Source organism: Pseudactinotalea suaedae, from assembly GCF_009733815.1.
GTDB classification, from domain to species: domain Bacteria; phylum Actinomycetota; class Actinomycetes; order Actinomycetales; family Beutenbergiaceae; genus Pseudactinotalea; species Pseudactinotalea suaedae.
The window spans coordinates 48,029-73,722 of record NZ_WNXY01000010.1 but is presented as its reverse complement, the minus strand read 5'-3'; the positions used below and the strand labels follow the sequence as shown (position 1 = coordinate 73,722).

Annotated in this window: 25 protein-coding genes; 14 read left to right on the top strand and 11 right to left on the bottom strand. The window is 71.5% G+C overall.

What is annotated here, in order from left to right:
- Positions 1 to 14 precede the first annotated feature (14 nt).
- The gene (locus GPA04_RS16575; protein WP_156225323.1) at positions 15 to 284 is read right to left on the bottom strand and encodes an acyl-CoA carboxylase subunit epsilon; all 270 of its coding nucleotides are present in this window, start codon (positions 282 to 284) and stop codon (positions 15 to 17) included.
- Positions 281 to 1,867 (bottom strand): acyl-CoA carboxylase subunit beta, encoded by a 1,587-nt coding sequence (locus GPA04_RS16570; protein WP_156225322.1) that lies wholly within the window; start codon positions 1,865 to 1,867, stop codon positions 281 to 283. Before GPA04_RS16570 ends, GPA04_RS16575 begins: the two co-directional genes overlap by 4 nt.
- Positions 1,868 to 1,988: 121 nt before the next feature.
- On the opposite strand from GPA04_RS16570, the gene GPA04_RS16565 reads away from it, so the two are divergent.
- The 4 genes from GPA04_RS16565 to GPA04_RS16550 are packed head-to-tail and all read left to right on the top strand — an operon-like array spanning position 1,989 to position 5,920.
- A complete protein-coding gene (locus GPA04_RS16565; RefSeq protein ID WP_156225321.1) occupies positions 1,989 to 2,807 on the top strand; it encodes a biotin--[acetyl-CoA-carboxylase] ligase in 819 nt (272 codons plus the stop codon).
- A gap of 9 nt (positions 2,808 to 2,816) precedes the next feature.
- Complete coding sequence (locus GPA04_RS16560) at positions 2,817 to 3,866, top strand: adenylate/guanylate cyclase domain-containing protein (protein WP_156225320.1); 1,050 nt, start codon at positions 2,817 to 2,819, stop codon at positions 3,864 to 3,866.
- Positions 3,867 to 3,903: 37 nt separating this feature from the next.
- Complete coding sequence (locus tag GPA04_RS16555) at positions 3,904 to 4,587, top strand: response regulator transcription factor (protein WP_156225319.1); 684 nt, start codon at positions 3,904 to 3,906, stop codon at positions 4,585 to 4,587.
- 37 nt (positions 4,588 to 4,624) lie between these two features.
- Positions 4,625 to 5,920, top strand: a complete 1,296-nt coding sequence (locus GPA04_RS16550) for an ATP-binding protein (RefSeq protein WP_366464871.1) — start codon at positions 4,625 to 4,627, stop codon at positions 5,918 to 5,920.
- Between the two features lie 468 nt (positions 5,921 to 6,388).
- Here the strand turns inward: GPA04_RS16550 and GPA04_RS16545 are convergent, their stop codons facing one another.
- The gene (locus GPA04_RS16545; RefSeq protein ID WP_241680865.1) at positions 6,389 to 7,012 is read right to left on the bottom strand and encodes a GtrA family protein; all 624 of its coding nucleotides are present in this window, start codon (positions 7,010 to 7,012) and stop codon (positions 6,389 to 6,391) included.
- 100 nt (positions 7,013 to 7,112) lie between these two features.
- On the opposite strand from GPA04_RS16545, the gene GPA04_RS16540 reads away from it, so the two are divergent.
- Complete coding sequence (locus GPA04_RS16540) at positions 7,113 to 8,252, top strand: 5-(carboxyamino)imidazole ribonucleotide synthase (protein WP_156225469.1); 1,140 nt, start codon at positions 7,113 to 7,115, stop codon at positions 8,250 to 8,252.
- Positions 8,249 to 8,785 (top strand): 5-(carboxyamino)imidazole ribonucleotide mutase, encoded by a 537-nt coding sequence (gene purE / locus GPA04_RS16535; RefSeq protein ID WP_156225316.1) that lies wholly within the window; start codon positions 8,249 to 8,251, stop codon positions 8,783 to 8,785. Before GPA04_RS16540 ends, purE begins: the two co-directional genes overlap by 4 nt.
- Here purE and GPA04_RS16530 read toward each other — a convergent pair.
- A complete protein-coding gene (locus tag GPA04_RS16530) occupies positions 8,775 to 9,899 on the bottom strand; it encodes a substrate-binding domain-containing protein (RefSeq protein ID WP_156225315.1) in 1,125 nt (374 codons plus the stop codon). The two genes, purE and GPA04_RS16530, sit on opposite strands and share 11 nt — an antisense overlap.
- Before the next feature lie 170 nt (positions 9,900 to 10,069).
- Here GPA04_RS16530 and GPA04_RS16525 point away from each other — a divergent pair, with 170 nt between their 5' ends.
- The 5 genes from GPA04_RS16525 to GPA04_RS16505 all read left to right on the top strand — a co-directional run bounded on the left by GPA04_RS16525 (position 10,070) and on the right by GPA04_RS16505 (position 15,062).
- Complete coding sequence (locus GPA04_RS16525) at positions 10,070 to 11,077, top strand: hydroxyacid dehydrogenase (RefSeq protein ID WP_156225314.1); 1,008 nt, start codon at positions 10,070 to 10,072, stop codon at positions 11,075 to 11,077.
- A 112-nt stretch (positions 11,078 to 11,189) separates the two neighbouring features.
- Entirely contained in the window at positions 11,190 to 12,473 is a 1,284-nt protein-coding gene (locus GPA04_RS16520) for an ABC transporter substrate-binding protein (RefSeq protein ID WP_206674263.1), read from the top strand.
- 80 nt (positions 12,474 to 12,553) lie between these two features.
- Positions 12,554 to 13,465, top strand: coding sequence for a carbohydrate ABC transporter permease (locus GPA04_RS16515; protein WP_156225312.1), 912 nt, complete (start codon positions 12,554 to 12,556; stop codon positions 13,463 to 13,465).
- Positions 13,465 to 14,364 carry a carbohydrate ABC transporter permease gene (locus GPA04_RS16510; protein WP_436277922.1) on the top strand — a complete coding sequence of 300 codons (900 nt, stop codon included), beginning with the start codon at positions 13,465 to 13,467 and terminating at the stop codon, positions 14,362 to 14,364. The genes GPA04_RS16515 and GPA04_RS16510 overlap by 1 nt, the downstream gene beginning before the upstream one ends.
- A complete protein-coding gene (locus tag GPA04_RS16505) occupies positions 14,361 to 15,062 on the top strand; it encodes a DUF624 domain-containing protein (RefSeq protein ID WP_156225310.1) in 702 nt (233 codons plus the stop codon). Before GPA04_RS16510 ends, GPA04_RS16505 begins: the two co-directional genes overlap by 4 nt.
- Here GPA04_RS16505 and GPA04_RS16500 read toward each other — a convergent pair.
- Entirely contained in the window at positions 15,052 to 15,642 is a 591-nt protein-coding gene (locus GPA04_RS16500) for a phosphotransferase-like protein (protein ID WP_156225309.1), read from the bottom strand. The genes GPA04_RS16505 and GPA04_RS16500 overlap by 11 nt on opposite strands.
- 43 nt (positions 15,643 to 15,685) lie before the next feature.
- On the opposite strand from GPA04_RS16500, the gene GPA04_RS16495 reads away from it, so the two are divergent.
- Complete coding sequence (locus GPA04_RS16495; protein ID WP_156225308.1) at positions 15,686 to 16,102, top strand: CoA-binding protein; 417 nt, start codon at positions 15,686 to 15,688, stop codon at positions 16,100 to 16,102.
- 87 nt (positions 16,103 to 16,189) lie between these two features.
- Here GPA04_RS16495 and GPA04_RS16490 read toward each other — a convergent pair whose 3' ends face one another.
- The 3 genes from GPA04_RS16490 to GPA04_RS16480 are packed head-to-tail and all read right to left on the bottom strand — an operon-like array spanning position 16,190 to position 20,224.
- Positions 16,190 to 17,611 (bottom strand): LCP family protein, encoded by a 1,422-nt coding sequence (locus tag GPA04_RS16490; protein ID WP_241680864.1) that lies wholly within the window; start codon positions 17,609 to 17,611, stop codon positions 16,190 to 16,192.
- Positions 17,611 to 18,897 carry an LCP family protein gene (locus tag GPA04_RS16485; protein ID WP_156225307.1) on the bottom strand — a complete coding sequence of 429 codons (1,287 nt, stop codon included), beginning with the start codon at positions 18,895 to 18,897 and terminating at the stop codon, positions 17,611 to 17,613. The genes GPA04_RS16490 and GPA04_RS16485 overlap by 1 nt, the downstream gene beginning before the upstream one ends.
- A gap of 4 nt (positions 18,898 to 18,901) precedes the next feature.
- Positions 18,902 to 20,224 (bottom strand): LCP family protein, encoded by a 1,323-nt coding sequence (locus GPA04_RS16480; protein ID WP_156225306.1) that lies wholly within the window; start codon positions 20,222 to 20,224, stop codon positions 18,902 to 18,904.
- 182 nt (positions 20,225 to 20,406) lie between these two features.
- On the opposite strand from GPA04_RS16480, the gene GPA04_RS16475 reads away from it, so the two are divergent.
- Together GPA04_RS16475 and GPA04_RS16470 are read left to right on the top strand one after the other, a co-directional pair.
- On the top strand, positions 20,407 to 21,453 hold the full coding sequence (locus tag GPA04_RS16475) for an NAD-dependent epimerase/dehydratase family protein (RefSeq protein WP_162458648.1): 1,047 nt from the start codon (positions 20,407 to 20,409) through the stop codon (positions 21,451 to 21,453).
- Positions 21,454 to 21,533: 80 nt separating this feature from the next.
- Positions 21,534 to 22,589, top strand: coding sequence for an acyltransferase family protein (locus GPA04_RS16470; RefSeq protein ID WP_162458647.1), 1,056 nt, complete (start codon positions 21,534 to 21,536; stop codon positions 22,587 to 22,589).
- 19 nt (positions 22,590 to 22,608) lie between these two features.
- Here the strand turns inward: GPA04_RS16470 and GPA04_RS16465 are convergent, their stop codons facing one another.
- From GPA04_RS16465 to GPA04_RS16455, 3 genes are read right to left on the bottom strand one after another with little or no spacing between them, the layout of a single operon-like run.
- Positions 22,609 to 24,513 carry a DUF6541 family protein gene (locus GPA04_RS16465; protein ID WP_156225303.1) on the bottom strand — a complete coding sequence of 635 codons (1,905 nt, stop codon included), beginning with the start codon at positions 24,511 to 24,513 and terminating at the stop codon, positions 22,609 to 22,611.
- A gap of 6 nt (positions 24,514 to 24,519) precedes the next feature.
- On the bottom strand, positions 24,520 to 24,879 hold the full coding sequence (locus GPA04_RS16460; protein ID WP_156225302.1) for a DUF2304 domain-containing protein: 360 nt from the start codon (positions 24,877 to 24,879) through the stop codon (positions 24,520 to 24,522).
- A 19-nt stretch (positions 24,880 to 24,898) separates the two neighbouring features.
- A complete protein-coding gene (locus GPA04_RS16455) occupies positions 24,899 to 25,570 on the bottom strand; it encodes a glycosyltransferase family 2 protein (RefSeq protein ID WP_156225301.1) in 672 nt (223 codons plus the stop codon).
- Positions 25,571 to 25,694 lie beyond the last annotated feature (124 nt).

The window sequence follows — 25,694 nt, the reverse complement described above, 5'->3', positions numbered from 1 at the left end:
CCTCGCTGGGAAGCTCACCAGGCCTGGTGCGTGCTCCACCGCCAGGCCGCGCGCTGCGTGCCTCGCGGCACCCCCCACCGACGGCGCGGGTCGGCCCAGATCGAGGTCCGCGAGCCGTCGTCGACCTCGTCGCCCGTGGATGCCATCCGGGCGGCGACGATGCCCGCGACCAGTGCCGCGAGCTCCTCCTCGTCGACCTCGCCGCGCACCACGCGGACCAGACCTGCGACCTCGCCGATCTCGCCCTGCAGGCCCGCGACGTCGTCGTCGTTGCCGTTGCTCACAGCGGGATGTTCCCGTGCTTCTTCGCCGGCAGCTGCGCCCGCTTGGTGCGCAGCGCGCGCAGCCCACGGACGATCTGCGAGCGGGTCTCGGAAGGCTTGATCACCGCGTCGACGTACCCCTTGGCCGCCGCGTCCCACGGGTTGACGATCGCCTCCTCGTACTCGTTGGTCAGGCGCGCCCGTTCGGCCTCGACGTCGCCGCCCTCCTCCGCGACGCGCTTGAGCGTGCTGCGGTGCAGGATGTTGACGGCGCCGCCCGAGCCCATGACGGCGATCTGCGCGGTGGGCCAGGCGAGGTTGAGGTCGGCACCGAGCTGCTTGGAGCCCATGACGATGTAGGCGCCCCCGTAGGCCTTGCGGGTGATCACCGTGATCAGCGGCACCGTGGCCTCGGCGTAGGCGTAGATCAGCTTCGCGCCGCGGCGGATGATGCCGTTCCACTCCTGGTCGGTGCCGGGCAGGAACCCCGGCACGTCGACGAAGGTCAGCACCGGGATGTTGAAGGCGTCGCACGTGCGCACGAACCGGGCTGCCTTCTCGGCGGCGTTGATGTCGAGGGTGCCGGCCATCGTCTGCGGCTGGTTGGCGACGATCCCGACGGGGTGCCCCTCGACGTGCCCGAACCCGATGAGGACGTTGCGGGCGTAGAGCGCCTGTACCTCGAGGAACTCGCCGTCGTCGACCACGGCCTCGATCAGCGCGTGCATGTCGTACGGCTGGTTGTCCGAGTCCGGGATCAGGGTCTCGAGCGCCATGTCGACGTCGGTGCTCTCGAGGTCGACCTCGGTCGGGAAGGTCTCGGGGTCGGTGAGGTTGTTGGCCGGCAGGTAGTGCAGCAGCGCGCGCACGTAGTCGAACGCGTCGTCCTCGTCGGCAGCGAGGTAGTGCGCCACGCCGGAGCGCTCGTTGTGCGTGCGGCCGCCGCCCAGCTCCTCGAAGCCGACGTCCTCGCCGGTGACCGCGCGGATCACGTCCGGTCCGGTGATGAACATGTTCGAGGTCTGGTCGGCCATCACGATGAAGTCGGTCAGCGCGGGGGAGTACACCGCACCGCCCGCGCTCGGGCCGAGGATCAGCGAGATCTGCGGGATCACGCCGGAGGCAGCGACGTTGCGGCGGAAGATCTCCGCGAACTGGGTCAGCGCGGCGACACCCTCCTGGATGCGAGCGCCCCCGCCGTCGGAGATCCCGATCAGCGGCACCCCGGTGCGGAGCGCGAGGTCCATCACCTTGCTGATCTTCTGACCGTGGACCTCGCCGAGCGAGCCGCCGAACACGGTGAAGTCCTGGCTGTAGATGGCCACCTGGTGCCCGTCGACCGTGCCGTAGCCCACCACGACGCCGTCGCCCGGGATCTGACGCTTGTCCAGCCCGAAGTTGGTCGAGCGGTGCGTGGCGAACGCGTCGAGCTCGACGAAGCTGCCGGGGTCCAGCAGCGCGTCGATGCGCTCCCGTGCGGACTTCTTGCCGCGCTTGCCCTGCTTCTCGACGGCGGCGCTCGCCAGGGCCTGCGGCCCCTCGGCGATGCGTCGGTCCAGATCGGCCAGCTTGTCGGCGGTGGAGGAAGTGGTCACGCTCAGCAGGGTAGAGGGTGCCGCTGGTCGCGATGGTGGAACAGCCGCCGCGTCCGACGGCGTGGCAACCGGTTGCTCCGGCGCCTTCGAGACATCGAGCGCGGAGCCTGTTCCGTGGCACGCTGGCGGGATGACTCAGATGCCGGCCCCGGGGCGCTCGGCGGTGGTGACCGTCGAGGAGACCGGGTCGACCCAGGAGGACCTGCGCGCGCTCGCGGCGGACGCGCCCGGCTGGCCGCACCTGTCCGGGCTGCGCGCCGTGCGCCAGCTCGCCGGTCGGGGGCGTGGCGACCGCACCTGGGAGACCGGCGAGCTGACCGCGCTGACCGCGAGCCTGGTGCTGCGGCCCGAGCTGCCGGTGCAGCGGTGGCCGTGGATCCCGATGCTCGCCGGGTGCGCCGTGGCCGACGTGATCGACGAGCTCCGCAGCCCGCCACCCGACGCCGTGCCGCCGCACCCCTCGCCGCACGGCCCGGCCGGCGTGAAGTGGCCGAACGACGTGGTGCTGCCCGCGACGTCGGAGATCGAGGGCTGGGGCTACCTGCGCAAGGTCGGCGGCCTGCTCGCCGAGGTGCTGCCCGGCCAGCAGGGCGTGCTGCTGGGGATCGGCGTCAACCTCGCCGGGTCCGCGCCGGTCCCGTGGGCGGCGACGCTGCAGGCGTACGGCATCGACGTCGCCGCGTCGGACCTCCTCGAGGCCGTGCGTGCCCGCCTCGCCGAGGCCCTGGTGAGCGACCCGCTGACCTGGAGGGCCGCCGTCGAGCGGCGATGCGTGAGCATCGGCGCGCAGGTCGTCGCGCACCTGCCGGGCGGGGCTCGCGTGACCGGCACCGCCCGGGCGATCGACGACGGCGGTGGCCTCGTGATCCGAGAGCCGGGCGGCACCGAGCGGGTCGTCATGGCCGGGGACGTCGAGCATCTCCGGGCAGCGGCGGGCGAGGGGCGGTAGTTTCACAGCGTGGTCGAGCAAGAGGGTTCCGCAGCCGGCGGGTCGACCTATCGGGCGCTGGCGCTCGGGCTCCTCGGCGACGAGCCGCTGCTGACCACAGATCAGGTGGCCGAGCGCACCGGGCTGAGCCTGACGATCGTGCGCGGCTTCTGGCGCTCGCTCGGGTTCGCGGACGTGCCCGACGACGACCCGCACTTCACCGAGGGTGACGTCGCCGCGCTGGCGCTGATGGCCGAGCTCGTCGAGTCGGGCACGCTCGGGCTGCCCGCAGCCCAGACGCTCGTGCGCGCCCAGGGCCACAGCGCCGACCGGCTCGCCCTCTGGCAGCTGGAGGCGCTGGTCGAGGACGCCTCGGTGCGGTACGAGCTCGACGACACCTCGGCCCGACTCGTGGTGCTCGACCGGCTGGCCGCGCTGGCCCCGGTGCTCGAGCAGCAGATGGTGCACACGTGGCGGCGGCAGCTCGTGGCGCTGATGGGGCGGCTCGACCGGGACATCGCGCAGGCGCACGCGCCCCAGCTGCCCGGCTCCGGCGAGCTGCCGCTGGAGCGAGCGGTCGGCTTCCTCGACATGGTCTCCTTCACCGAGCGCACCGCAGGGCTGTCGTCCGGCGAGCTCGCCGACCTCGTGCAGGGCTTCGAGACCGCTGCGCGCGACACGATCGCCGGGAACGGAGCCCGGGTGGTCAAGACGATCGGTGACGCGGTGCTGTTCGTCGCCGACGACCTGCGCACCGGTGCCGAGGTGTCGTTGCAGCTGCTGGAGGCCATGCACGGCAAGAGCTTCGAGGTGCGTGGCGGGCTGGTGTGGGGGCGGGTGCTCTCGCTGTCGGGGGACGTGTTCGGGCCCAGCGTGAACCTCGCGTCCCGGCTGGCGGACGTCGCCGTCGCCGGCTCGATCGTGCTCGACGACGTCAGCGCCGCGCTGCTGGAGGCCACCGAGCCGGGCGTCGCGCTGGCGCCCGAGGCGCCGGTCGCGGTCCAGGGGCTGGGCGTCGTGCGACCCGTGCGGCTGGGTCGGGCGCGCCAGGTCGACGGCGGTGCGACGCGGCTGGATTGACGCTCGCCACCCCAGCGCATGGCACTAGCATGGCCGAGTGACCCGAGTCCTATTAGCTGAGGATGACCCTGCCATTGCCGAGCCATTGGCTCGCGCGCTGTCGCGAGAGGGCTACGAGGTGTCCGTGCACGGCACCGGCGGTGGTGCCATCGACCAGGCCGGCTCGGCCGATCTGCTGGTGCTCGACCTCGGCCTGCCCGACATGGACGGCCTCGACGTCGCCCGCTGGGTGCGCAACCAGGGGATGACCACGCCGATCCTGGTGCTGACCGCGCGCGCCGACGAGGTCGACCTCGTCGTCGGGCTCGACGCCGGCGCCGACGACTACGTCACCAAGCCGTTCCGGCTAGCTGAGCTGCTCGCCCGCGTGCGGGCGCTGCTGCGGCGGGCCGGCAGCGACGGCGACGAGGACGAGGAGATCGCGGCCCAGGACGTCAAGGTCGACGTGGCAGCCCACCGCGCGTTCCAGGGCGAGCGTGAGCTCTCGCTGACCGCCAAGGAGTTCGAGCTGCTCCGCGTGCTGGTGCGCGAGGGCGGCTCGGTGGTCTCCCGCGAGTCGCTGATGCGCGAGGTCTGGGCCTCCGACCCCACCGGTTCCACCAAGACCCTCGACATGCACGTCTCGTGGCTGCGCCGCAAGCTCGGCGACGACGCGAACTCGCCGCGGTACATCTCGACGGTGCGCGGCATGGGCTTCAGGTTCGAGACCGAGGAGCACTGAGCTGCGGAGGCGGGTTCTCACCGCGACGATCGCGGCGGTGACCGTCGCGGTGCTGCTTCTGGGCGTGCCGATGGCGATCTTCGGCGTCGTGCTCGTGCAGGACTCGGTGCTCTCCGACCTGCGGCTGCGGACCGAGAGCGTCGCGCGTGCCGTGGAGACCCGGCTGACGTTCGACCTCGAGATCACCGACGAGTCCCTCAGGCGATGGACCGACGACGAGACCGTCAACATCCCGATGCGGGTGACCGTGACGACACCTGACGGCGTCGAGGTCACGGTCGGGGACGAGTTCGACGGCAACACCTACGAGGTCCGGCAGGGCACGGCGTCCGGTGCCCTGGTTGTCGTCGAGGTGCCCGCCAGCAGCCTGTTCTGGCGCGGTGCGCAGGTGGTCATCCTGGTCGTGGTCGCCTCGCTGGTCGCGTTCGGCGTGGGCGCGCTGGTCGCGGGCCGGCAGGCGCGCCGGCTGGCGGCGCCGATGATCTACCTCGCCGCGAGCGCCGAGCAGCTCGGCGCCGGGCGCGCGCAGCCCTCGATCATGACCTCCGGCGTCGAGGAGATCGACCTGGTGGCCAGCGAGCTGGTCCGCTCGGGGGAGCGGATGGCCACGCGCATGGTCGCCGAGCGCGAGTTCGCCGCGAACGCCAGCCACCAGCTCCGCACGCCGCTGACCGCGTTGACGATGCGGCTCGAAGAGATCGAGATGACCGCCGAGGACCCGCACATCGCGGAGGAGGCCAGGATCTCGCTCGAGCAGGTGGAGCGGCTCGTCGGGGTCGTCGACGACCTGCTGTCCTCGGCTCGCAGCACCGACGGCGGCACCACCGAACCGCTGGAGCTCGCCGAGGTCTTCGACCAGCAGCAGCGCGAGTGGGGGCCGACGTTCCGGCGCGCCGGGCGGCCACTGCGGTTCGAGGACCCGGACGGCATCAAGGTGCTGGCCACCCCCGGTGCGCTCACCCAGGCCCTGTCGACGCTGCTCGAGAACTCGCTCAAGTACGGCGACGGCACCACCACGGTCGCCGCCCGTCCCTCCAAGTCGGGCCCCGACGTCGGCGTCATCATCGAGGTCTCCGACGAGGGCGAGGGTGTCTCCGACGAGCTCGCGCCCCGCATCTTCGAGCGCCACGTCACCTCCGGCAAGGGCACCGGGCTCGGTCTCGGCCTCGCCCGCGACCTCGTCAAGGCCGACGGCGGCCGGCTCGACCTCGCGCAACGGCGGCCGCCGGTGTTCGCGATCTTCCTCGCCGCCGTCCCCAAGCGGCTGGAGTCCATGGACGTGCTGCCGCCGGGGTCGATGGTGGTGGTGGGGCGGCGGCGGCGGCGCCGCTGACGGCTCTGCGCGGAGGATCGGCTCGCGCCGATCCGTGGGGCCGCTCCGCGGCCTCGTGCGCGCGAGAAGAACCATCCGCACGCTCGTTCCTCACGTGCTCCCGCCAGACCCAGCCATTCTCGCGCGCACGAGCCCGCGCATCGGCGTCGGTGCCTCACCTCCTGGTGGCTGGAGGTCAGGGGACGTGCAAACGCTTCGGGCGCCAGTGCGTGGTCGGCACGGGCCGAGGTCGTGGACGGCTGGCAGGCCCGTTGCAGAGGTGACCACGGGGCGTGGGATGCAACGCGACGGCGGGCTGGGTGTTGTGGAAGTGACCGCAGGGCGTGAAGGGCAACGCCGCGGTGGGCGGGGCGTTGCGGAAGTGACCGCGGGGCGTAAAGGGCAACGCCGCGGTGGGCGGGGCGTTGCGGAAGTGACCACGGGGCGTGAAGGGCAACGTCGTGGCGCGGTCGGCCTGGTGATCGCCGGTCAGGTTCGCTGAGCTTCGTTCTCGCTCGGGTCCGAGGCGCCGGGAGCTGGCCCCGGCTCGGGGCTGAGGTGGGCGGCCTCGGCGAGGGAGCGGCCGTCGCGGGTGCGGACGCGGCGGAAGGTCCAGATCTTGTTGAGGACGAACGAGACCGGTGTCACGAGGACCACCGAGATCAGCTGCGCCCAGTAGACCTTGGTGCGCAGGCCGGTGGAGTCGTCGAAGATCTCGTTCGGCAGTCCCAAGGGGGAGTGGGGGTGCATCAGCAGGGTGAGGATGCCCAGACCCACGACCTGGGCGGCGAACCCGACCATGAGGAACGGCGGGTACTCGCGCCACCAGGCGGCGTGCTTCGCGCTGCGGAACGTCCACCACCGGTTCAGCTGGAAGTTCCACAGGTTGGCCACGAGGAAGGCGGTCGTGGAGAACACGTGGTACCAGCGGACGTTGAACTCCGTGAGCGGCAGATCGACCGCGATCGCCTCCGGGTGCGCGCCCAGCCTGTTGCAGATCACCACGACGAGCAGGTTGACCAGCACGCCGGAGCCGCCCACGAGCGCGAACCGGAACAGCTGGATCCAGTTGCTGCGGTGCCGCACCAGCAGCCAGTGCCTGAGCCGTTCCACAGGACGAGGATCGCATGCGCCGCCCGGGGGGCGCGGTCCGGCGACGCGGGGAGTGCTGACCAGCCCCCGTACACCACTAGGCTTGCCACCCGTGGGTCCCGTGGTCGCTGTGGTGGGGGGCGGGCAGCTGGCCCGCATGATGGCCGAGCCTGCCGCTGCGCTGCAGATCAGGCTCCGAGCCCTGGTGGAGGACCCTGACGGCGCTGCCGCCCAGGTGCTCCCGGACAGCCCGGTGGGCACCCCCAAGGAGCTGGCCGACCTGCGCGCCCTCGTCGCAGGCGCCGACGTGCTCACCTTCGAGCACGAGCACATCCCCGGCGACCACCTGCGCGCGCTGCAGGCCGAGGGCGTCAGCGTCCAGCCCGGCCCCGACGCGCTGGCCTGCGCCCAGGACAAGCTCCACATGCGCGAACGGCTGGGCGCCCTCGGCGTGCCGTGCCCGCGCTGGGCACGCGTGAGCACCGCGGCCGAGCTCGAGGAGTTCGCCGAGACCGTCGGCCGCCCCGTCATCGTCAAGACCCCGGTGGGCGGCTACGACGGCAAGGGCGTGCGCGTGGTGAGCCACGCCGTCGAGGTCGCCGACTGGATGGCCGACGGCGGACCGCTCCTGGTCGAGGAGAAGGTCCCGTTCGTGCGCGAGCTCGCCGCGCTCGTCGCGCGGCGCCCTTCGGGCGAGATGCGCTCGTGGCCGGTCGTCGAGACGATCCAGCGTGACGGCGTCTGCGCCGAGGTGCTCTCACCCGCGCCCGGCCTCGACCCCGCGCTCGCGCGCGAGGCCGAGAAGATCGCCCGGACCGTCGCCGAGGGGCTGGGCGTGACCGGCGTGCTCGCCGTGGAGCTGTTCGCGACGGCGGAGGGCGTGCTCGTCAACGAGCTCGCCATGCGGCCGCACAACTCGGGCCACTTCTCGATCGACGGCTCGGTCACCAGCCAGTTCGAGCAGCACCTGCGGGCCGTGCTGGACCTCCCGCTCGGCGACACCGCACCGACCGCGCCGTGGGCGGTGATGGTCAACCTGCTCGGCTCCGAGCTGGAGGACCCCGCGAGCGCCTATCCCGCGCTGATGGCGCGCTGTCCCGAGGCCAAGGTCCACCTGTACGGCAAGGCGGTCCGGCCGGGCCGCAAGCTGGGCCACGTCACCGTGACCGGTGCCGACCTAGAGGTTTGTCGCGAGCGCGCCACCGCGGCCGTCGCGATCCTGCGGGGCGAGAGCCCGACCGAGCGAGAGGAAGCCGGATGACGAACGGTCAACCCCTGGTCGGAGTCGTGATGGGCTCCGACTCCGACTGGCCCGTGATGGAGCAGGCGACCAAGGCGCTGGAGGAGTTCGGCGTGCCCTACGAGGCGGACGTCGTCAGCGCGCACCGGATGCCGCAGGAGATGATCTTCTACGGCGAGCAGGCCGCCGCGCGGGGGCTGCGCGTCATCATCGCGGGCGCCGGCGGCGCCGCTCACCTGCCCGGCATGCTGGCAGCCGTGACGCCGCTGCCGGTGATCGGCGTTCCGGTGCCGCTGCAGCACCTCGACGGCATGGACTCGCTGCTCTCGATCGTGCAGATGCCCGCCGGGGTGCCGGTCGCCACCGTGAGCGTGGGCGGTGCCCGCAACGCCGGGCTGCTGGCGGTGCGGATCCTCGCCGCCGGCGGTGACGACCTGGGCGCCGGCCTGCGCGAGCAGATGGCGACGTTCCAGGAACAGCTGCGTCAGACCGCCGTCGAGAAGGGTGTGAGGCTGCGCGCGCAACGCGCGCAGAAGCCCGGCTTCAACGCGTGACCGGCGCGCCGGTCGAGTCCCGCACCACGAGCGTGGGGCTGATCGCGACGCGATGCGTCGGACGATCCGGGTCGGCGAGACGCTCGAGCAGCATCGTCACGGCGGTCCGACCGACCTCCTGGCGCGGCGGTCGCAGCGCGGTCAGCGGCGGGGTGCCGAGCGCGGCGACCTCGTCGTCGTAGGAGACGATCGAGAGGTCCTCCGGGATGCGCAGGCCGCGCGTGGTGGCCAGTTGGGCCAGCCGCACGGCCTCGGGGTCGGAGTGGACGAGCAGACCGGTGGTGCCGTTCGCGACCGCGTGGTCGACCGCGACCTCCAGGGCGGGGTCGAAGTCCTCGCTCGCGCGCTCGGGCACCTCGTCGACGGTGACGTCGCTCGCCAGGCGCAGCTCCGCGACAGCGCGGTCCCAGCCGAGCCGGATCTCCTCGAAGTGCGGCGACGTCCGCGACAGCACCGCGCCGATCCGCCGATGGCCGAGATTCGCCAGATGGTGCGTGGCCATCTCGCCACCCAGGGCGTGATCGGAGACCACCGACTCGATCGCACGCTGGTAGTCGTCGACGACGGCGGTGCGCTCGACGAGCACGACCGGCACCGGGGCGTCGCGGAGCCACTCCCGTGCGCGCTCGCCGCCGACGCCGTCCATCGTGGGAGCGGCCAGCAGGCCGAGGCAGCCGGAGTCGACGAGCCAGTCGAGATCGGGCCGCTCGTCGGCTGCGCGGTAGCGGGACTCGCGCAGCAGCAGCCGCAGGCCGGCCCGGCGGACCTCGCTCTCGACGCTGCGCGCGATGTCGGGCCAGTAGACGCTGAGTGAGGGCACCAGCAGGCCGATCGCGCCGTCACCGCGGCCCGGCTGAGGTATGCGGCGGGCTGCAGGAGCATCGTCGCGGGGTCCCTCGGCGGCCACGATCGCGCCTCCGTGCACGCGCGTGACGAGCCCGGCCTCGTCGAGGTCGGCCAGGTCGCGACGGATGGTCACCGGGGTCACGTCGAACTGGGCCGCCAGCTCGGCGACCCGGACGGTGCCGTGGCGGCGCACCGCGGCGAGGACCTCGGAGCGTCGTGACGCGCCGAGCGCCCGGCTCTCGGCCGACGCGGTGCCGTCCTCGCTCATCGCTCACCTTCCCTCGTGCCCACAGTGTGCCGTCCACCACGCCGGTCAGGGATGTTCGATCATGTCGTGTTGACACGATCGAACCTGTTCGCTTACCGTCAGGCCGCATCATAGGCACGTAAACGATCAGGAACGAACATCTGGCCCTCGACGGTGAGTGAGATCGAGTCATGGACGACCCGCAGGTTCTGCTGGTGATGGACGGGCGCGTCCACCAGCAGCTGTTCGGTCGCGCCGAGCTCGAGCGGCTCCGCGCGCTCGCCGTGCTCGGTGACCCTGCATGGTCGGACCGGTTCGATGACGCCACGATGGCGCGGCTCGCCGACGTCGAGGTGCTCATCACCTCCTGGGGATGCCCGCCGATCACGACGCAAGTGCTGGACGGGGCGCCGCGGTTGCGCGCCGTGCTGCACGCCGCGGGGAGCGTGCGGTCGCTGGTGCCGCCGGAGGCGTACGCGCGCGGCATCACGGTGGTCTCCGGCGCCGACGCCAACGCGATCCCGGTGGCCGAGTTCGCGCTCGCCGCGATCATCCTGGCCGGCAAGCGGGCGGTCCCCCTCGCGGCGGCGAACCGCGAACGGCCGGTGTCGTGGGGTGCGGTGAGCGACGGGGAGCTGTCCAACCTCGGCCGCACGATCGGGCTCGTCGGGTTCTCACGGATCGGGCGACGCACTCTGGAGCTCATCCACCGGGTGCTGCAGCCGGCAGGCGTGCTCGTGGCCGACCCCTACGCCCAGGCGGCCGACGTGGCCGCTGCGGGCGGCGAGCTCGTGTCGCTGCCCTCGCTGCTGCGCAGCAGCGAGATCCTCTCGTTGCACGCTCCGCTCGGCGAGGCGACCCGGGGCATGATCGGCGCCGCCGAGCTCGCGCTGCTCCCGGACGGCGCGACCCTGATCAACACCGCGCGCGGTGGGCTGGTCGACCACGACGCGCTGCTGCGCGAGTGCGCCGCCGGCAGGATCGACGCGATCCTGGACGTGACCGAGCCCGAGCCGCTCCCGCGCGGTCACGGTCTGCTCGCGCTGCCGAACGTCATGGTCACCCCGCACCTCGCCGGCTCGCTGGGCTCGGAGACCAGGCGGCTCGCCCACCACGCGCTCGACGCGCTGGCGGATCTGGTCGCGGGCGCACCGGTACGCGGCGCCGTGTCCGTCGAGACCGTCGGCGTCAGCGCATGAGCTTCACCACGGCCGAGCTGTCTCAGCTCGGGACCCGCACAGCAGGCCCGATCCGCGGGCCTCGACCCCAGCAGGAGGAAACAACGCAATGAGGCGAACGACGAAGGCAGGCGTGGCCGTACTGGCAGGAGCGATGCTCGTGCTCGCGGGCTGCTCCGACGACGGCGGAGGCTCCGGTGGCTCGAACGGCGGCGGTGAGGGCGGCTCGACCGACCTCGTGCTCGCAGGCTGGTCGCTCTCGACGACCCCGGAGTTCCAGGTGCTCGTGGACGGCTTCACCGAGCAGAACCCCGAGGTCTCGATCTCGGTGCTCGAGTACGACGCGGCGAACTACGACACCCAGCTGACGGCGGATCTCGCCGCCGGCTCGGCGCCGGACCTGTACCCGCTCAAGACGGTGACGACGCTGCCCACCTACCAGGAGGGCGGCCAGCTGGTCGACGTCAGCGACGTCGCGTCCGAGCTGAGCGGCGACATCCTGGGCGTCGATGCCTACGCCGTGGATGGCGCCACCTACGCCATCCCGTACCGGCAGGACGCCTGGTTCCTCTACTACAACGTGGACCTCTTCGAGCAGGCCGGTGTCGAGATCCCGGACGGCACGTGGACGTGGGACGACTACGTGGCCGCGTCGATGGCGCTGCAGGAGGGGCTGGCAGGCACCGAGGCGAAGGCCACGTACCAGCACGGCTGGACGAGCCTGGTGACCGGCTTCGCGAACGCCCAGGCCGGCTCCGACGAGGAGTTCCTCGCCGCCGATTGGGAGTACATGGTGCCGTTCTACGAGCGTGCGATGGAGCTGCAGGAGGCGGGCGCGCAGGAGAGCTACGGCACCGTGACGACCAACTCGCTCACCTACCAGGGCCAGTTCGGCACGCAGAAGGTCGCGATGATGCCGATGGGCTCGTGGTACGTGGCGACGCTGCTCGCGCAGCAGGAGAGCGGTGACGCCGACACCTTCGGCTGGAGCTTCGCGCCGATGCCGCAGCTGGACGACAGCACGCTCGACGCCCCGATCACGCAGGGCAACCCGACCGCGATCGGCATCAACGCCGCGATCGACGAGGACAAGCTCGACGCCGCCAAGGAGTTCCTGGCCTACATCGGCTCCGAGGAGGCAGCGAGCGAGCTGGCTGCCATCGGGATCATGCCCGCGTACACCACCGAGGCCGTGGCCGAGGTGATGTTCGGGCTCGAGGGTGTTCCGACCGACGACGTGGCCCGCACCGCGTTCTCCTCGCAGCAGCCGGTGCCCGAGGCCCCGGTGAACTCCGGCACGCCGCCGCTGCAGACGATCCTCGACGACGCTCACTCGGAGATCATGACCGGCAACATCAGCCCGGCCGAGGGCATCGCCGCTGCCATCGCCCGCGCTCAGGACGAGGTCCTGGGCTGATCCGACCGTCGGGGTGGTGACCGGCACCTGCCGGCACCACCCCGATCGGCATACCACGCCACACGCTGCAAGGAGCACGCATGTCAGCGACGACCATCGAGCGCCCCCGCGCCCCCGGCAGGCGACTGAGGCGCCGGCGCGCCCTGGTGGGCTGGACCTTCATCCTGCCGAACTTCCTCGGGTTCGCCACCTTCACGCTGGTCCCGGTGCTGATCCTCATGTACCTGGGGTTCACGAGCTGGAACGCCTTCGGGGCGGCCGAGTTCACCGGCCTGGAGAACTACCAGCGACTGCTGGCCGACAGCACCTTCCACACCGCGCTGCTCAACACCCTGTATTACGCGGTCTTCCACATCCCGCTCACGCTCGGGGCGGCGCTGGGACTGGCGGTCCTGCTCAACCAGAAGCTGCGCGGGGTGGCCTTCTTCCGCACGGTCGCCTTCTTCCCTTACATCACCTCGATCGTGGCGATCGCCGTCGTCTGGAACATGTTGTTCTCGCCCGAGGCCGGGCCGGTCAACCAGTTCCTCGAGGCGATCGGGATCGCGAACCCGCCGGGCTGGACCACCTCGACCGACTGGGCGATGCCCGCGATCATCCTGGTCTCGATCTGGCGCGACATGGGCTACTACATGTTGCTGTTCCTCGCGGGTCTGCAGGCGATCCCGAGCGAGCTGTACGAGGCCGCACGCATCGACGGCGCCAACGCCTGGCAGCGGTTCCGGAACGTCACGATGCCCGGGCTGCGCCCGACGACCTTCTTCGTCACCGTGATGCTCACGATCGGCAGCTTCAAGGTCTTCGACCTGATCCTCGTGATGACCAACGGCGGCCCGGGCACAGCCACCTTGGTGCTGTCGCAGTACATCTACGACACCGGCTTCGTGGAGCGGGACTTCGGGTACGCCTCCACGGTGGCGATCGTGCTGTTCCTCATCTGCATCGGCGTCACGGTGCTGCAGTTCCTGGTGAACAAGCGAAGGGACCGATGATGGCCACCCTGACACTCGACCCGCCGAGCACCGACACCGGCAGCCCGGTCAACCGCGGCCGCGCAGGCCGGCGGAGCGGTCTGCACATGGTCGGCCGGGTGCTGCTCTATGCGGTGATGCTGGTCGCTGCCGCGGCGATCCTGGTGCCGTTCGTGTGGATGGTCACGTCGTCGCTGAAGAACAACACCCAGGTCTTCACGGTGCCGATCCAGTGGCTGCCCGACCCCGTCGTCTGGCAGAACTACCTGGACATCTGGACCAAGGCCAACATGACCACGTGGTTGCGCAACACGCTGCTGCTCTCGGTGGTCATCACGTTCCTGCAGGTGCTGACCGGCAGCTTCGCGGCCTACGGCTTCTCGAAGATCCGGTTCCCCGGCCGGGACGTGCTGTTCCTGGCGTACGTCGGCACGATCGCGGTGCCGTGGCAGGCGTACATGATCCCGCAGTTCATCCTGATGTCTCGGTTCGAGCTCTCGAACACGTTGTGGGCGATGATCGCGCTGCAGGCCTTCGGGGCGTTCGGCGTGTTCCTCATGAAGCAGTACTACGAGTCGATCCCCGAGGAGCTGTCCGAGGCCGCCCGCATCGACGGGCTCTCGGAGTACGGCATCTGGCGCCGCGTGGTGCTGCCGCTGTCGGGACCCGCGGTGGCGTCGCTGTCGCTGCTGACGTTCGTCAACGTGTGGAACGACTACCTCGGCCCGCTCATCTACCTGCGGTCACCCGAGATCTGGACCATCCAGATCGGGTTGAAGTCGCTGGTGTCGCAGTACAACGCCGAGTACGCGCTGATCATGACCGGATCGGTGCTCTCGGTGCTGCCGATCGCCATCATCTTCATGCTCGGGCAGCGCTACTTCGTGCAGGGCATCGCGACCACGGGTGTGAAGGGATGACGGCGGTCACCGAGCGGCGCCCGCTGCTGCGGATCTCGGGCATCGCGTGGGAGTCGATCTTCAGCACGGTCGCCGGCGCGCTGGTCGCGAACTTCTGCCTGGCGATCGCCTCGGCGCCGCTGCTGGTGCTGCTGATCACCACCGACCCGCGCCGATCCTGGCCCGCGCTCGCGGTCGCCGCCGTCGCAGCGGTCCCGGCGCTGCCTGCGCTGTTCGCGGTGTTCCGGCACCTGACCGAGGCGCGCAGCGGCAGCGTGGTCGTGGCCTTCTGGTCCGGCTGGTGGCGCACGTTGCGCCGCTCCCTCGCGATCGGTGCGGGGGTGGTGGCGCTGTCGGTGGTGATCGTCGTCGACCTCGCCGTGCTCGGCACCAGCCGCTGGGCCGTGCTCCTCGGCGGGCTCCTCATGGTCGTGCTCGCCCTTGCCGTCTCGACGGCGGTGCTCGCCCTGGTCGCGGGCGTCGAGCGACCGGATGCGCGGCTGCGCGACGTGCTCCGCGCGTGCCTCTATCTCGCCGTGAAGCGCTGGTACCTCAGCGTCGCCGCGCTCGTGATCCTCGGGCTGCAGGCCGCGCTGTTCACGCTCCATCCGGCGCTCGCGATCGGGCTGTCGGCGACACCGCTGCTGTACGCGCTGTGGAGCAACGCCCGTTTCACGCTGGGCCCGATCCTGCCGGTGGGCTCGACCATCACGACCTGACTCTGACCGTGCGGCCCAACGCCTCGCCGATGACGCGGGTGCACTCCGGCGGCGTCATGGCATGGGTGTCGATCTCCAGGTCGCACCGCAGGACCTGCACGGCGCGCTGCCAGCGTTCCACCGGGTCCTCCAGGGTCGTGCTGCCCACGTATCCCTGACCGCCCCAGGTCGCGCGGCGGCGTTCGCGGATCACCTCGAGCGGGCAGCGCACGCCCACGACGAGCACCGGCAGGTCGCCCAGCTGGTGCTGGGCGATGGCGAAGGTGTCCAACGGCGTCGCGTAGTCACGGTGGTGGGCGGCGTCGACGACGACGTCGAGCCCGAGCCGGGCGTGCACCGCGACCGAGCCGTAGAGCGCCGTCGTCATCGTCGCGACCACGGGCTCCAGATCGGGACGCTCGCCGCCGGGGCGGAGCCCGATCCCCGGGAGCAGGTGCTCGGGGGTCGACGCCATCACCGCATCGACGCCGAGGTGGATCCACGACCCCTCGACCGCGGCCTGCAGGGCACGCGCGGTGCTCGACTTCCCCGCACGCGGCGCTCCGTTGAGGATGACGACCTGCCCGGGCTGTCGGCTCACCCTCCGAGGCTACGACGGCGGCTGCCCGGCCTAGGCTGGCGACATGAGCCAGATCAACGACCCGGCAGTGATCGAGCGCCTCATCCGGACCCCGGCCACGTGGGCGGTGGTGGGCCTGTCCACCAACGCCCGGCGCGCCGCGTTCCGCGTGGCTGCCTACCTGCAGTCCATCGGACAGACGATCGTGCCGGTGCACCCGAAGGCGGAGCCCGTGCACGGCGCGACCGGCTACGCCACGCTCGCCGACGTGCCGGGCGAGATCGCGGTCGTCGACGTGTTCGTCAACGCCGACCTCGCCGGCGCTGTCGTGGACGAGGCCATCGCCCGCGGCGCCCGTGCGGTGTGGCTGCAGCTGGGCGTCATCGACCACGCCGCGGCGCAGCGCGCGCTCGACGCGGGTCTCGACGTCGTCATGGACCGCTGCCCGGCGATCGAGGGTCCCCGCATCCTGCGCTCCTGAGCTGCACGGAATCGTGGTGAAACCCGGGGTGGACGGAATCGTGTTGAAACCCGGGGTGGACGGAATCGTGTTGAAACCGGGTGGGGGTCAGCCGATGGTGTGGGTGTCCTCGTCGGTGACCGTGCCGTCGACGAGCGAGGTGAAGAACCCGGGCGCGAGGTCGGGGTCGAGCAGCACCGTGGACCCCACACCGCCGGGGCGGTAGTCCATGTCCGCGATCGGCGGGGCGCCGCGCACACCGTCGGCGCCGGTGGCGTCGCGGAAGGCGAGCGCGAGCCGGCCCATGTCGAGGATGTTGGTGCCGTTGCTGACCGTGAGCGCGCCCAGGCCGGCCTCGATCAACCGCACCTGCTCGCCCGGCTTGTAGACGAGCGAGGGGTCGGCGACCGTGCTGGTGACCCCCTGGATCACCTGCTGCTGGCGCTGCGTGCGACCGATGTCGCCGAGCGGGTCGGCCTTGCGCATGCGGGCGAACGCCAGCGCCGTGTCGCCGTCGACGACCTGGCACCCGGGCTCGGCCCACACCAGGCCACTGTCCTTGTCGTCGACCACGTAGTCCAGGCACAGCTCGATCCCGCCGACGGCGTCGACCAGGCCGGCCACGCCACCCATGCCGATCTCGACGTAGTGGTCGACGCCGATGCCGGTCAGCGCCTCGACGGTCTCGACGAGCAGCGGCGCGCCGCCGAAGGCGTAGGCGGTGTTGAGCTTGTTGGGCCCGTGGCCGGGGATCTCCACGTAGCTGTCACGGGGGATCGAGATCAGCGAGGTCGCGCCGCTGCTGGGCACCGTGAGCAGCATGATCGTGTCGGTGCGCTGACCCTCGGTGGTGTCGTTGCGCAGGACGCCGTCGGCACGCGAGTCGGAGCCGGCGAGCAGGTAGGTCGTCCCCGGTGAGCTCAGGCCGCCGGAGGTCGCGTCGACGTGGTTGATCTTGCCGTTCGCCCACACCATCAGGCCGATCGGCCATGCGAGCACCAGCACCAGCAGCACCAGCAGGATCGCGATCACGCGGCGGCCGCGGCGGCGGCGCCGCGGGGGCTTGGCGGGGCGCGGCGTGGTGGGCGGCGCGTCGGGCGGGCGGGAGCCGGGCCGCTCGGTGCGGCTGCTCGCCGAGACCGATCGTGGCGGGGCGCCACCGCCGGCCGGCATCACCTGGGTCCGCGGCGCGCCCTCGTAGGCGGAACCCTGGTCGGGCGCGTACGACGGCGGGACGCCGCCCTGCCGGCGGTCGGCACCGGCGTCGGCGCGTCCGGTACCTCGACCGGTCCGCGGTGGGGTGGGGCGCTTGGCGCCCGGTTGGGCGGGCTCACGGCGAGGCGGCACGCGGCGCGGTGGCTCGCCGGAGAGCGGCGTGGCAGCACCGTCGGTGCGGGCGCGCGAGGGCGTCCGGCGCACGGGTCGCCGCCCGGGTGCAGCCGGCGGCTCACCCGACGGCGGTCGGGGTGCGTCGCGCGGGGTGCGGGCACCGGGGGGCGCCTCGAAGTCGAATGGATCGTCGGAGCCCATCAGCAGCTCTCGCTCTCGTCGTGGGACCCGCCCAGGCTAGGTGAGGTCGGGTCGGTCGGGACGGTGCCGGGGTCCGGTGTGTCGCCGCCGGCGTCGGCGGTGCCGTCATCGGCGGCGGGCTCCTCGGCTGTGGTGGCGTCGTCGTCCTCGATCGGACGGTCGGCTGCGACGGCGGCGAACAGCTCGTCCGCCTCCTCGGTCCAGAGCACGTTGGCGCCGTCGCCCCGGTTGACCCAGGGCACGGTGACGAACGTGACGTCGTCGGCTCGGACGTCGCGCAACGACAGCGCGATCCCGGCCAGCGAGGAGATCGAGCCCAGGTCGCCGCTCGTGGTGAGGGCCGACGTCGCGGCGTCCAGGAACCGGTACAGGGAGGCGGAGTCGGTGAGGAGGTTCTGGTCGAGCACGGTGCGGATCGTGGCGCCGAGCAGCTCCTGCTGGCGGCCGATGCGGTCGGTGTCGCTGCCGTTGCCGAGTGTCTTGCGGGCACGTGCGAAACCGAGCGCCTGCTCGCCGTCGAGGACCTGCAGGCCGGGCTCGAGCTGCAGGTCGGCGTCCGGGTCGTCGATCCGTTCGGGGATGCACATCTCGACACCGCCCACGGCATCGATCATCCGGATGAACCCGGTGAAGTCGACCGCCACGAAACCGTCGATCCGGATGTCGGTGAGCGACTCGAGGGTGCGGATCGAGCACGCGACGCCGTACCCGACGTCACCGGTGGCGCCACCCAGCGCGAACGCCTGGTTGAACTTGAACTCGGTGGGCTGGCTCCAGGTGCCGTCGGGCAACGGGCAGGTGGGGATCGAGACCCAGGAGTCGCGGGGGATCGAGATCATCTCCACCCGGGAGCGGTCGGCGGCGACGTGGGCCAGAATCACGGTGTCGGAGCGGACGCCGCTCTGACCGGCGCCGCCGAAGCGGGCGTTGTCTCCCTCGCGGTCGTCGACGCCCACGAGGAGCAGGTTCAGCGGGCGCCCGGCGTGCGGGTCCTCCGGGTCGGCGGCAGCGCTCGTCGTCGGGCGGTCCTCGCCCAGCAGGGTCTCGATGTCGTAGGAGGAGATGTTCGAGTCGAGGGTGCGGTAGGTCAGCGCGGCAGCGCTGGTCGCGAACAGCGCGACGCCGGTCACCAGCGCCATCACGACGTGGGTGCTGCTGCGGCGGACGCGGCGGCCGTGCCGCAGCGACGCCTCGAGCCGGCGCCGAGCCGGAGCGGCTGCCGAGGGGGAGCGCCTCGCCGGTGGACGGCGGCGCCCGCGCGGGCGCTCGCGGATGGCGTGGCGCACGGGCTCAGCACACCGGGTTGAGGTCACCTGCCGAGGCGGCGCCCGAGTCCTCGGTGGTCGGCTCGGTGCTGGGCTCGTCGCTGCTGGGCTCGTCGGTGGTCTCGGTGTCGGTCGTGGTCTCGCCGCCGTCGGTGGCAGCCTCGGGCTCCTCCTCCACCTGGACGATCGGCTCGTCGGCTGCCATCCGCTCCCAGATCACCTCGACCTCGCTGGTGAACACCAGCCGGTTGGGGTCCGGCGCATACTCGGCGAAGGGCGTCGTCATGAAGGTGACGTTGTCGAGATCGAGGGAGCGCAGGCTCAGCGCGAGCCCGGCCATGTCGTTGAGCGAGGCGAGGTTGCTGCTCATCGTCAGCGACCCGAGCGCGGCGCGCAGCATCTGGTAGAGCGCGGGCCCGTCGGTCAGGACGTTGCGTGAGAGCACCTCGTCGACCATCGCCGACATCAGGTGCTGCTGCCGCTCGATGCGGTCGGGGTCGGAACCGCTGAGGCCGTCGCCGCTGCGGGCACGGGCGTACCCCAGCGCGTCCTCGCCGTTGAGGGTCTGCTGACCGGCCTCCAGCTCCAGGTTCGCCTTGGGTGCCGAGATCGGTTCCGGGATGCAGATGTCGACGCCGCCGAGCGCGTCCACCATCTTGACGAACCCGCCCATCTCGACGAGCACCCAGCCGTCGATCGTCAGCCCGGTGACGGACTGCGCGAGGTTGATGTCGCACGCGATGGCCGACTCCTTGTCGCCACCCGCCACGAACGCCTCGGCGAACGCGCTGTTGTACATCCCGAACCGGGCGTAGACGGTGGTGCCCGAGGTCGTGCGGCACTGCGGGATGTCAACCATGACGTCGCGGGGGATCGAGACCAGCTCGACCCGGGAGCGGTCCGCCGAGATGTGGGCGACGATGTGGGTGTCGGCGAGAACGGAGTCGAAGCTGTCGTTGACTGCACCGTCGGCGCGGCTGTCCGAGCCGATGATGAGGATGTTCAGCGGGGTCCCCGCGTTCGGGTCGACCGGCGGCGCCGTGGTCGCGTCAGCGCCCTCGGGCGGGTCGATGAGCTCCCCGACGTCGAGAGCGTCGACCTCGCCCTGCAGCTGGTTGTAGGTGGCCGCGACGGCGGTGCCGGAGAACGCGAGCAGACCGACGATCGCCACTGCTGCGGTGCGCAGCCGGTGCCTCGCCCTCGAGCCGGCATGACGGGGCGTGCCGGAGCCGCTGCGGGCCACCGTGGCGCTCGGGGCGCGGTCGACCGCAGGCGCGCGTCGGTCGCCGGTCGTGCGAAGGTCACGACGGCGGACGGACGCCGAGGAGGCATGGCGAGGTTGCGTCATCGAGGCATGAGCCTAGAGAACACACCGGGGGTAGTGGCGTCAGCAGCGCGCACGCTCGGTGAAGGGATTGTGGAGGGCGATGACGCAGGTCACGGCGCGACCCTCGCGCGCTGGACGGCCGGCCGCCCGGCGGCGCGCACTACGATCGCCGGGACCGAGAAGCAGGAACGGGAAGGGCGGGCGTGAGCACTCAGCTGAACGTCGGTGATCGTGTCGTGGTTCTCGGCGGCTCAGGATTCATCGGGTCGCACATCATCCCCGCGCTCGTCGAGGCCGGCGTCCACGTGGTCAGCTACGACCTCTACCCGCCGGAGCACCCGCTGCCCGCCGGCGTCGAGGACGTCCGCGGAGACATCCGCGACGTCGCCCAGCTCACCGAGGTGCTCGCCGGCTGCGACGCGGTCCTCAACCTGGCAGCCGCCCACCACGACTTCGGGCTGACGCCGTCCACCTTCGCCTCGGTCAATGTCGACGGCGCTCGCGCCGTGGTCGCGGCCATGGTCGCCACCGGCGTGAGCAACCTCTGCTTCTACTCCTCGGTCGCGGTCTACGGGGACGCCGGCCCGCGGCCGGACGAGACCTCGACGCCTCAGCCGGTCAACGACTACGGGCGCACGAAGCTCGAGGCCGAGGGCGTCTACCGCGAGTGGCAGGCGGGCGGCGAGGACCGGCGGCTGCTGGTCATCCGCCCCGCTGTGGTGTTCGGTCCCCGCAACTACGCCAACGTGTACCGGATGATCCACCAGGTCGCACGGCACCGGTTCCTGCCGGTCGGCAAGGGGTCGAACCGCAAGAGCATGATCTTCGTGACGAACATCGTCGCCGCGATCCTGCACCTGTGGATGCGCCCGGCGCTGCGCGAGGTGGAGATCTACAACTGCGTCGACCAGCCGGACCTCACGTCGGCGGAGATCCTCGCCGAGGTCTATCGCGGTCTGGTGCGCCGCGTGCCTCCGTGGCGCGTGCCGTTGCGACCCGCGCTGATCGCCGCCAAGCCGTTCGACCTGATCGCTCGCCTGACCGGTCGGAACCTGCCGATCACGAGCGAGCGCATCCGCAAGCTGGCGGACACCGAGACCTCCTTCGCCGCCGACCGGGTGCGCGAGACCGGCTACGAGCAGCCGGTGTCGCTGCGCGCCGGGCTCGCCACGATGGTCAAGTGGTACCTCGAGGAAGGGCGTCACGTGACGCCGGTCGAACACCTGCCTCCCGAGACCCCGCACGTCTGATGAGCGGAGCGGCTATCGGACCGCAAGCCCGCCACGCACGGTCACCTTCCGCTGCTGCTGGTGAGGGCCGCCTCGTCTGGGTGGACGTCACCAAGGCGCTTGCCATCGTCCTCGTGGTGCAGTATCACGTCGCCAATCACGCCACAGCGGTGGTGGCAGGGCTGTCCGGCTGGGCGTGGGACCTGTGGATCGGCCTGGCCGATCTGCTGATCCCGGTGCGCATGCCAGCCTTCTTCCTGGTGTCGGGTCTTTTGGCTGCCAATGCGCTCGAGCGACGCTGGCGCGACGTGCTGCGGCCGAGGTACGCGGCGATCCTGTGGCCGTTCCTGATCTGGTCGGTCGCGTTGACTGTGCTCATCGCGGCACGCGGAGCGGATGATCCGTGGGAGGCCATCCTCGGGCGGTTGCCCAACATTCTGCAGGGGGGCGACGGGTACTGGTACCTCTCCACCCTCGTGCTGTTCTTCACGGTCTGCCGGCTAGGGCGAAGGGCTTACGGGTGGCTGCTGCTCGGCGCGTTCCTGGTGTGGTTCTTCGCCTCACTCGTTCCAGCGGTGCTACCGGAGTCGTTCCCACCGGCACTGGCATCAAACATCTATCGGTGGGCCAGCTTCGGCATCTGGTTCGCCATCGGCGCCTTCGGCCGGGCCGTTGTGCTCAGACTCGGGGCTCGACCGTGGTGGGATCTGCTTCCCCCGGCGGTCATCGGCTTCGGTCTCTGTGTCTGGCTGACCGACCGATTGCGTGAGACCCAGTACAGCGGGCTACCCATGAGCAAGCCGTTGAGCGTTACCGGAGTGGTACTGCTCGTGGGCGTCAGCGTGATGCTCGCCCGGTGGCCCGCCGCGGCGCGCTTGGGTGTCTACCTCGCAGCCCGAACCCTCCCGATCTACGTCGTTCATGCCGTGCTCGTGTATGGCATCCGCTACGTCACCTACGAGCTGGGGTGGTTGGTGCAGCTGACCGAGCCTCCGGCCGACCTTGTCGTCCTGCTCGCTGTTCCCCTCGTGGTCGCTGGCATGGTGCTCGTCTCCACCCAGCTTGCAGACAGGGTGGCTGGGACGAGGTTCGCGTGGTTGTTCACCGCACCCGGAAGACGCAGGCGTCGTGATCCAGCCTCCGCACCAGCCGGGTGACCGTGATGGCGCGGCTCCGTTATGTCTGGTCCCGGCAGGTCGGAAGGTCGAGCACGCGTGCGGTGTCGGCCTCGGCCACGACCGTCGCGCCCGCGGGGCTCATCCGGTCGAGCGGCTCGTAGCGGTTGTCGGCCTGATACGGCTCGGTGTCCTGGTACAGGTAGCGGATGTCGAGGCGATCGAGGGCCTCGCACACCTCTGAGGAGAGCTGTCCCGCCTCGAGCTGGTCGAGGTTCTCCATCACCAGCCGCTGATCGCTCGACCACACCTGGCCCGCCACCGGGAACGTCACGGGCACCCCGGCGAGACCGTAGGCGCTGGCCGCTCCCGAGAACGGGCTGCCGAGCAGCGCACCGTCGAGCAGGTCGGGGAGAGTCTCGATCATCTCCAGCTCACCGCTCGTGACGAACTGGGGCGGGTTGCCCGGCGAGTCGTCGAAGACGTTCGCCGTACGGGGGGTCCGCGCCGCGACGCTCGGGACAGTGATCGCGAGCAGCAGCACGGTCGCACCCAGGGCGGCCGCGACCGTGCCGAACCGGTCGCGCCACCGAGCACCAGCGGCGACCAGGGTGCCGGCCGCCAGCGGGACCACCACCGCCGTGACCACGACCGACAGCCGCGCCGGCGAGGTGTACCAGAGGCGCGAGATCTGCAGGTGCCCGCCGGTGGCCGCGTCGATGTAGAGCAGCCAGGCCACCAGGAGCACCGCCGCAGGCATCCGCCGACCTTGCCGCAGCGCGAGCGCGACCCCTATGAGCGCGAGGACGGCCACCGCGACCCCGGCCCACGACGGCCACAGCCGGTACCAGCCGGTGACGGCATCCAGCGCGGCCGTGCCCACCGGCTCGATCTCGCTCGACGCGTAGCCGGTCACCGCCGCCGCGACCGGCGAGAGCAGGAAGGCAGCCAGCACGCCCACGACCACCACGACGGCGAGACCGGGCGCGAGCGCCGCCCGGGTGCGGCCGCTCGCGCTCGCAGGCGCCCGAATCGCGCGGAGCACCGCCCCTGCCAGTGCCGGCAGCAGCAGGGCGCCCGCCGCGAGCACGGTGTTCGGGTGTGCGAGGCCCATACCGAGGAGCGCCACCAGCAGGGCGATCACGCCGGCGGGTCGGCCTGAGCCCGCACGCACCAGCCGCAGCCCCAGCGCGAGCGCGCCGGGCAGCATCGCGAGGCCGGCCGCGTTCGGCACGTGGCCCCAACCGATCCACAGGCTCATCGGCGCGGCGGTGACCAGGCCGGCCAGCAGTCCCGCGACTCCCGCCACACCGGCCCCGAGGAACGGGCGGGCCCGCACCCGGGTCAGCTCGGCCGCCAGCACCGCGCACCCGAGCACCCAGGGGAGGGCGGCGGTGACGGACGCGCCGATGGTGAGGGCCGCCGTCGGCGATCCCGGGAGCAGCGAGCCGAGCGCGTGCCAGCCGGCCGGATAGAGCGCGGCGCCACCGTCGCCGTAGGAGAGCGCGCCGAGCGTGAGCGAGGACGCCGAGCCGGAGTCCTCGATGAACCGCAGCGCGGCGAGGTGGAACACGGCGTCCCAGCGCTGCAGATAGGCGTCCAGCGAGCCTGTCGACAGGAGAGCCGGGACGACGGCGAGCAGCAGCCCGGCGCCGATCAGAGCCACGTCTGCGGCGCTGGCACGAGGTGACTCCGGAGCCTGTGACGTGAACCTGCGCACCACCAGCGCCAGCACCGCACCGGCAGCGGCCGCCCCCAGCGCCGCGACGAGGGACCACCGCACACCGGCGAGCTGGGCGAGGATCGCACCGCAGCCGAGCACCGCGGTGGAGCAGGCCGGGGCGAGTGCCGCCGCGAGCAGACCGCGGATGCGGACCAGGTGGAGCAGGAGCCAGCCCGGCGCGACCAGCAGCGCGAGGGCCAGCAGCGTGGCCGCGAGGGCGACGGCCGGCGAGGTCTCAGTCACGGAGGGTCACGGCGTGTTCTCGCGGCGACCCTCGGCGAGCGCGAGCGCGCGGGTGAGCTCGGTGATTTGCCGGTTGAGGGCGCGCTGGCGGCCGTAGTACGCCGCGAGGAACCAGACGAACGCGATCGCCAGCACGTAGAGCAGCAGGTCGGTGCCGCGGCCGACCCCGACGGCGCGGGCGATCCCGGAGACCAGTGACGGCTGGATGATGACCGCGGCGGTCACGATCACGAAGAGGGCAAGCGTCACCCGTCGGATCGCCTGGTGCCGCGCCCCGGTGGTGGAGCGGGTGAGCAGCACCGTTGCCACCGCGACGCCGATGAGCAGGACGACCTTGATGACCAGCTGCTGGTCCTGGATGTCCATCGGGCTGCTCCTTGTCTGCTCAGCGGAACGTGAGCTCGAAGAGGATGTTGACGGCGTTGAGCAGCGACTGGCCCTTCGCCTTGGAGTACTCGGTGTAGAGGACGTGGACGGGGAACTCGCGCCACGGCAGGTTGGTGCGGCCGAGCTGGAGCACGATCTCGCTCGCGTGCGCCATCCGGTTCTGGGTGAGGCGGACGGCGGCCGCGGCATCGCGACGCATCACGCGCAGGCCGTTGTGCGCGTCGGTCAGCCGCATCCCGGTGCTCTGGTTCGTGACCCAGACCGCCGTCTTGAGGATCAGCCTCTTGAGGAACCCCGCCTGCGTGCGCTCGTCGAGGAACCGGGAGCCGAAGACGATGCCGAGGTCCTCGGTGCGGGCGAGCTCGACCATCGCGAGAGCGTCCTCGATCTGGTGCTGGCCGTCGGCGTCGAAGGTGACGAGATAGGTCACGTCCGGGAGCGTGAGCGCATGATCGATCGCGGTCTGCAGCGCCGCGCCCTGGCCGAGGTTGGTCGCGTGGCGGAGCACCGTGGCCCCCGCCGCTCGGGCGGCGACCGCAGAACCATCGGTGCTGCCGTCGTCCACGCAGATCACGTGCCCGACGTGCTCCAACGCCTCGGCGATCACGTCTCCCACCACCCGTGCCTCGTTGAAAACGGGCACGAGGAAGGCGACGTCGGCTCCTCGCATGGCGTCATTGTGGCAGCGTGAGTCCGCAACCTCGGCCACAGCAGGCCCGGACAAGCGGTCGAGTGACGCCTGTTGCTGGTGGGAATGATGTGACATAGTGGCCGCAGTCCCCTCATGTGAAGGT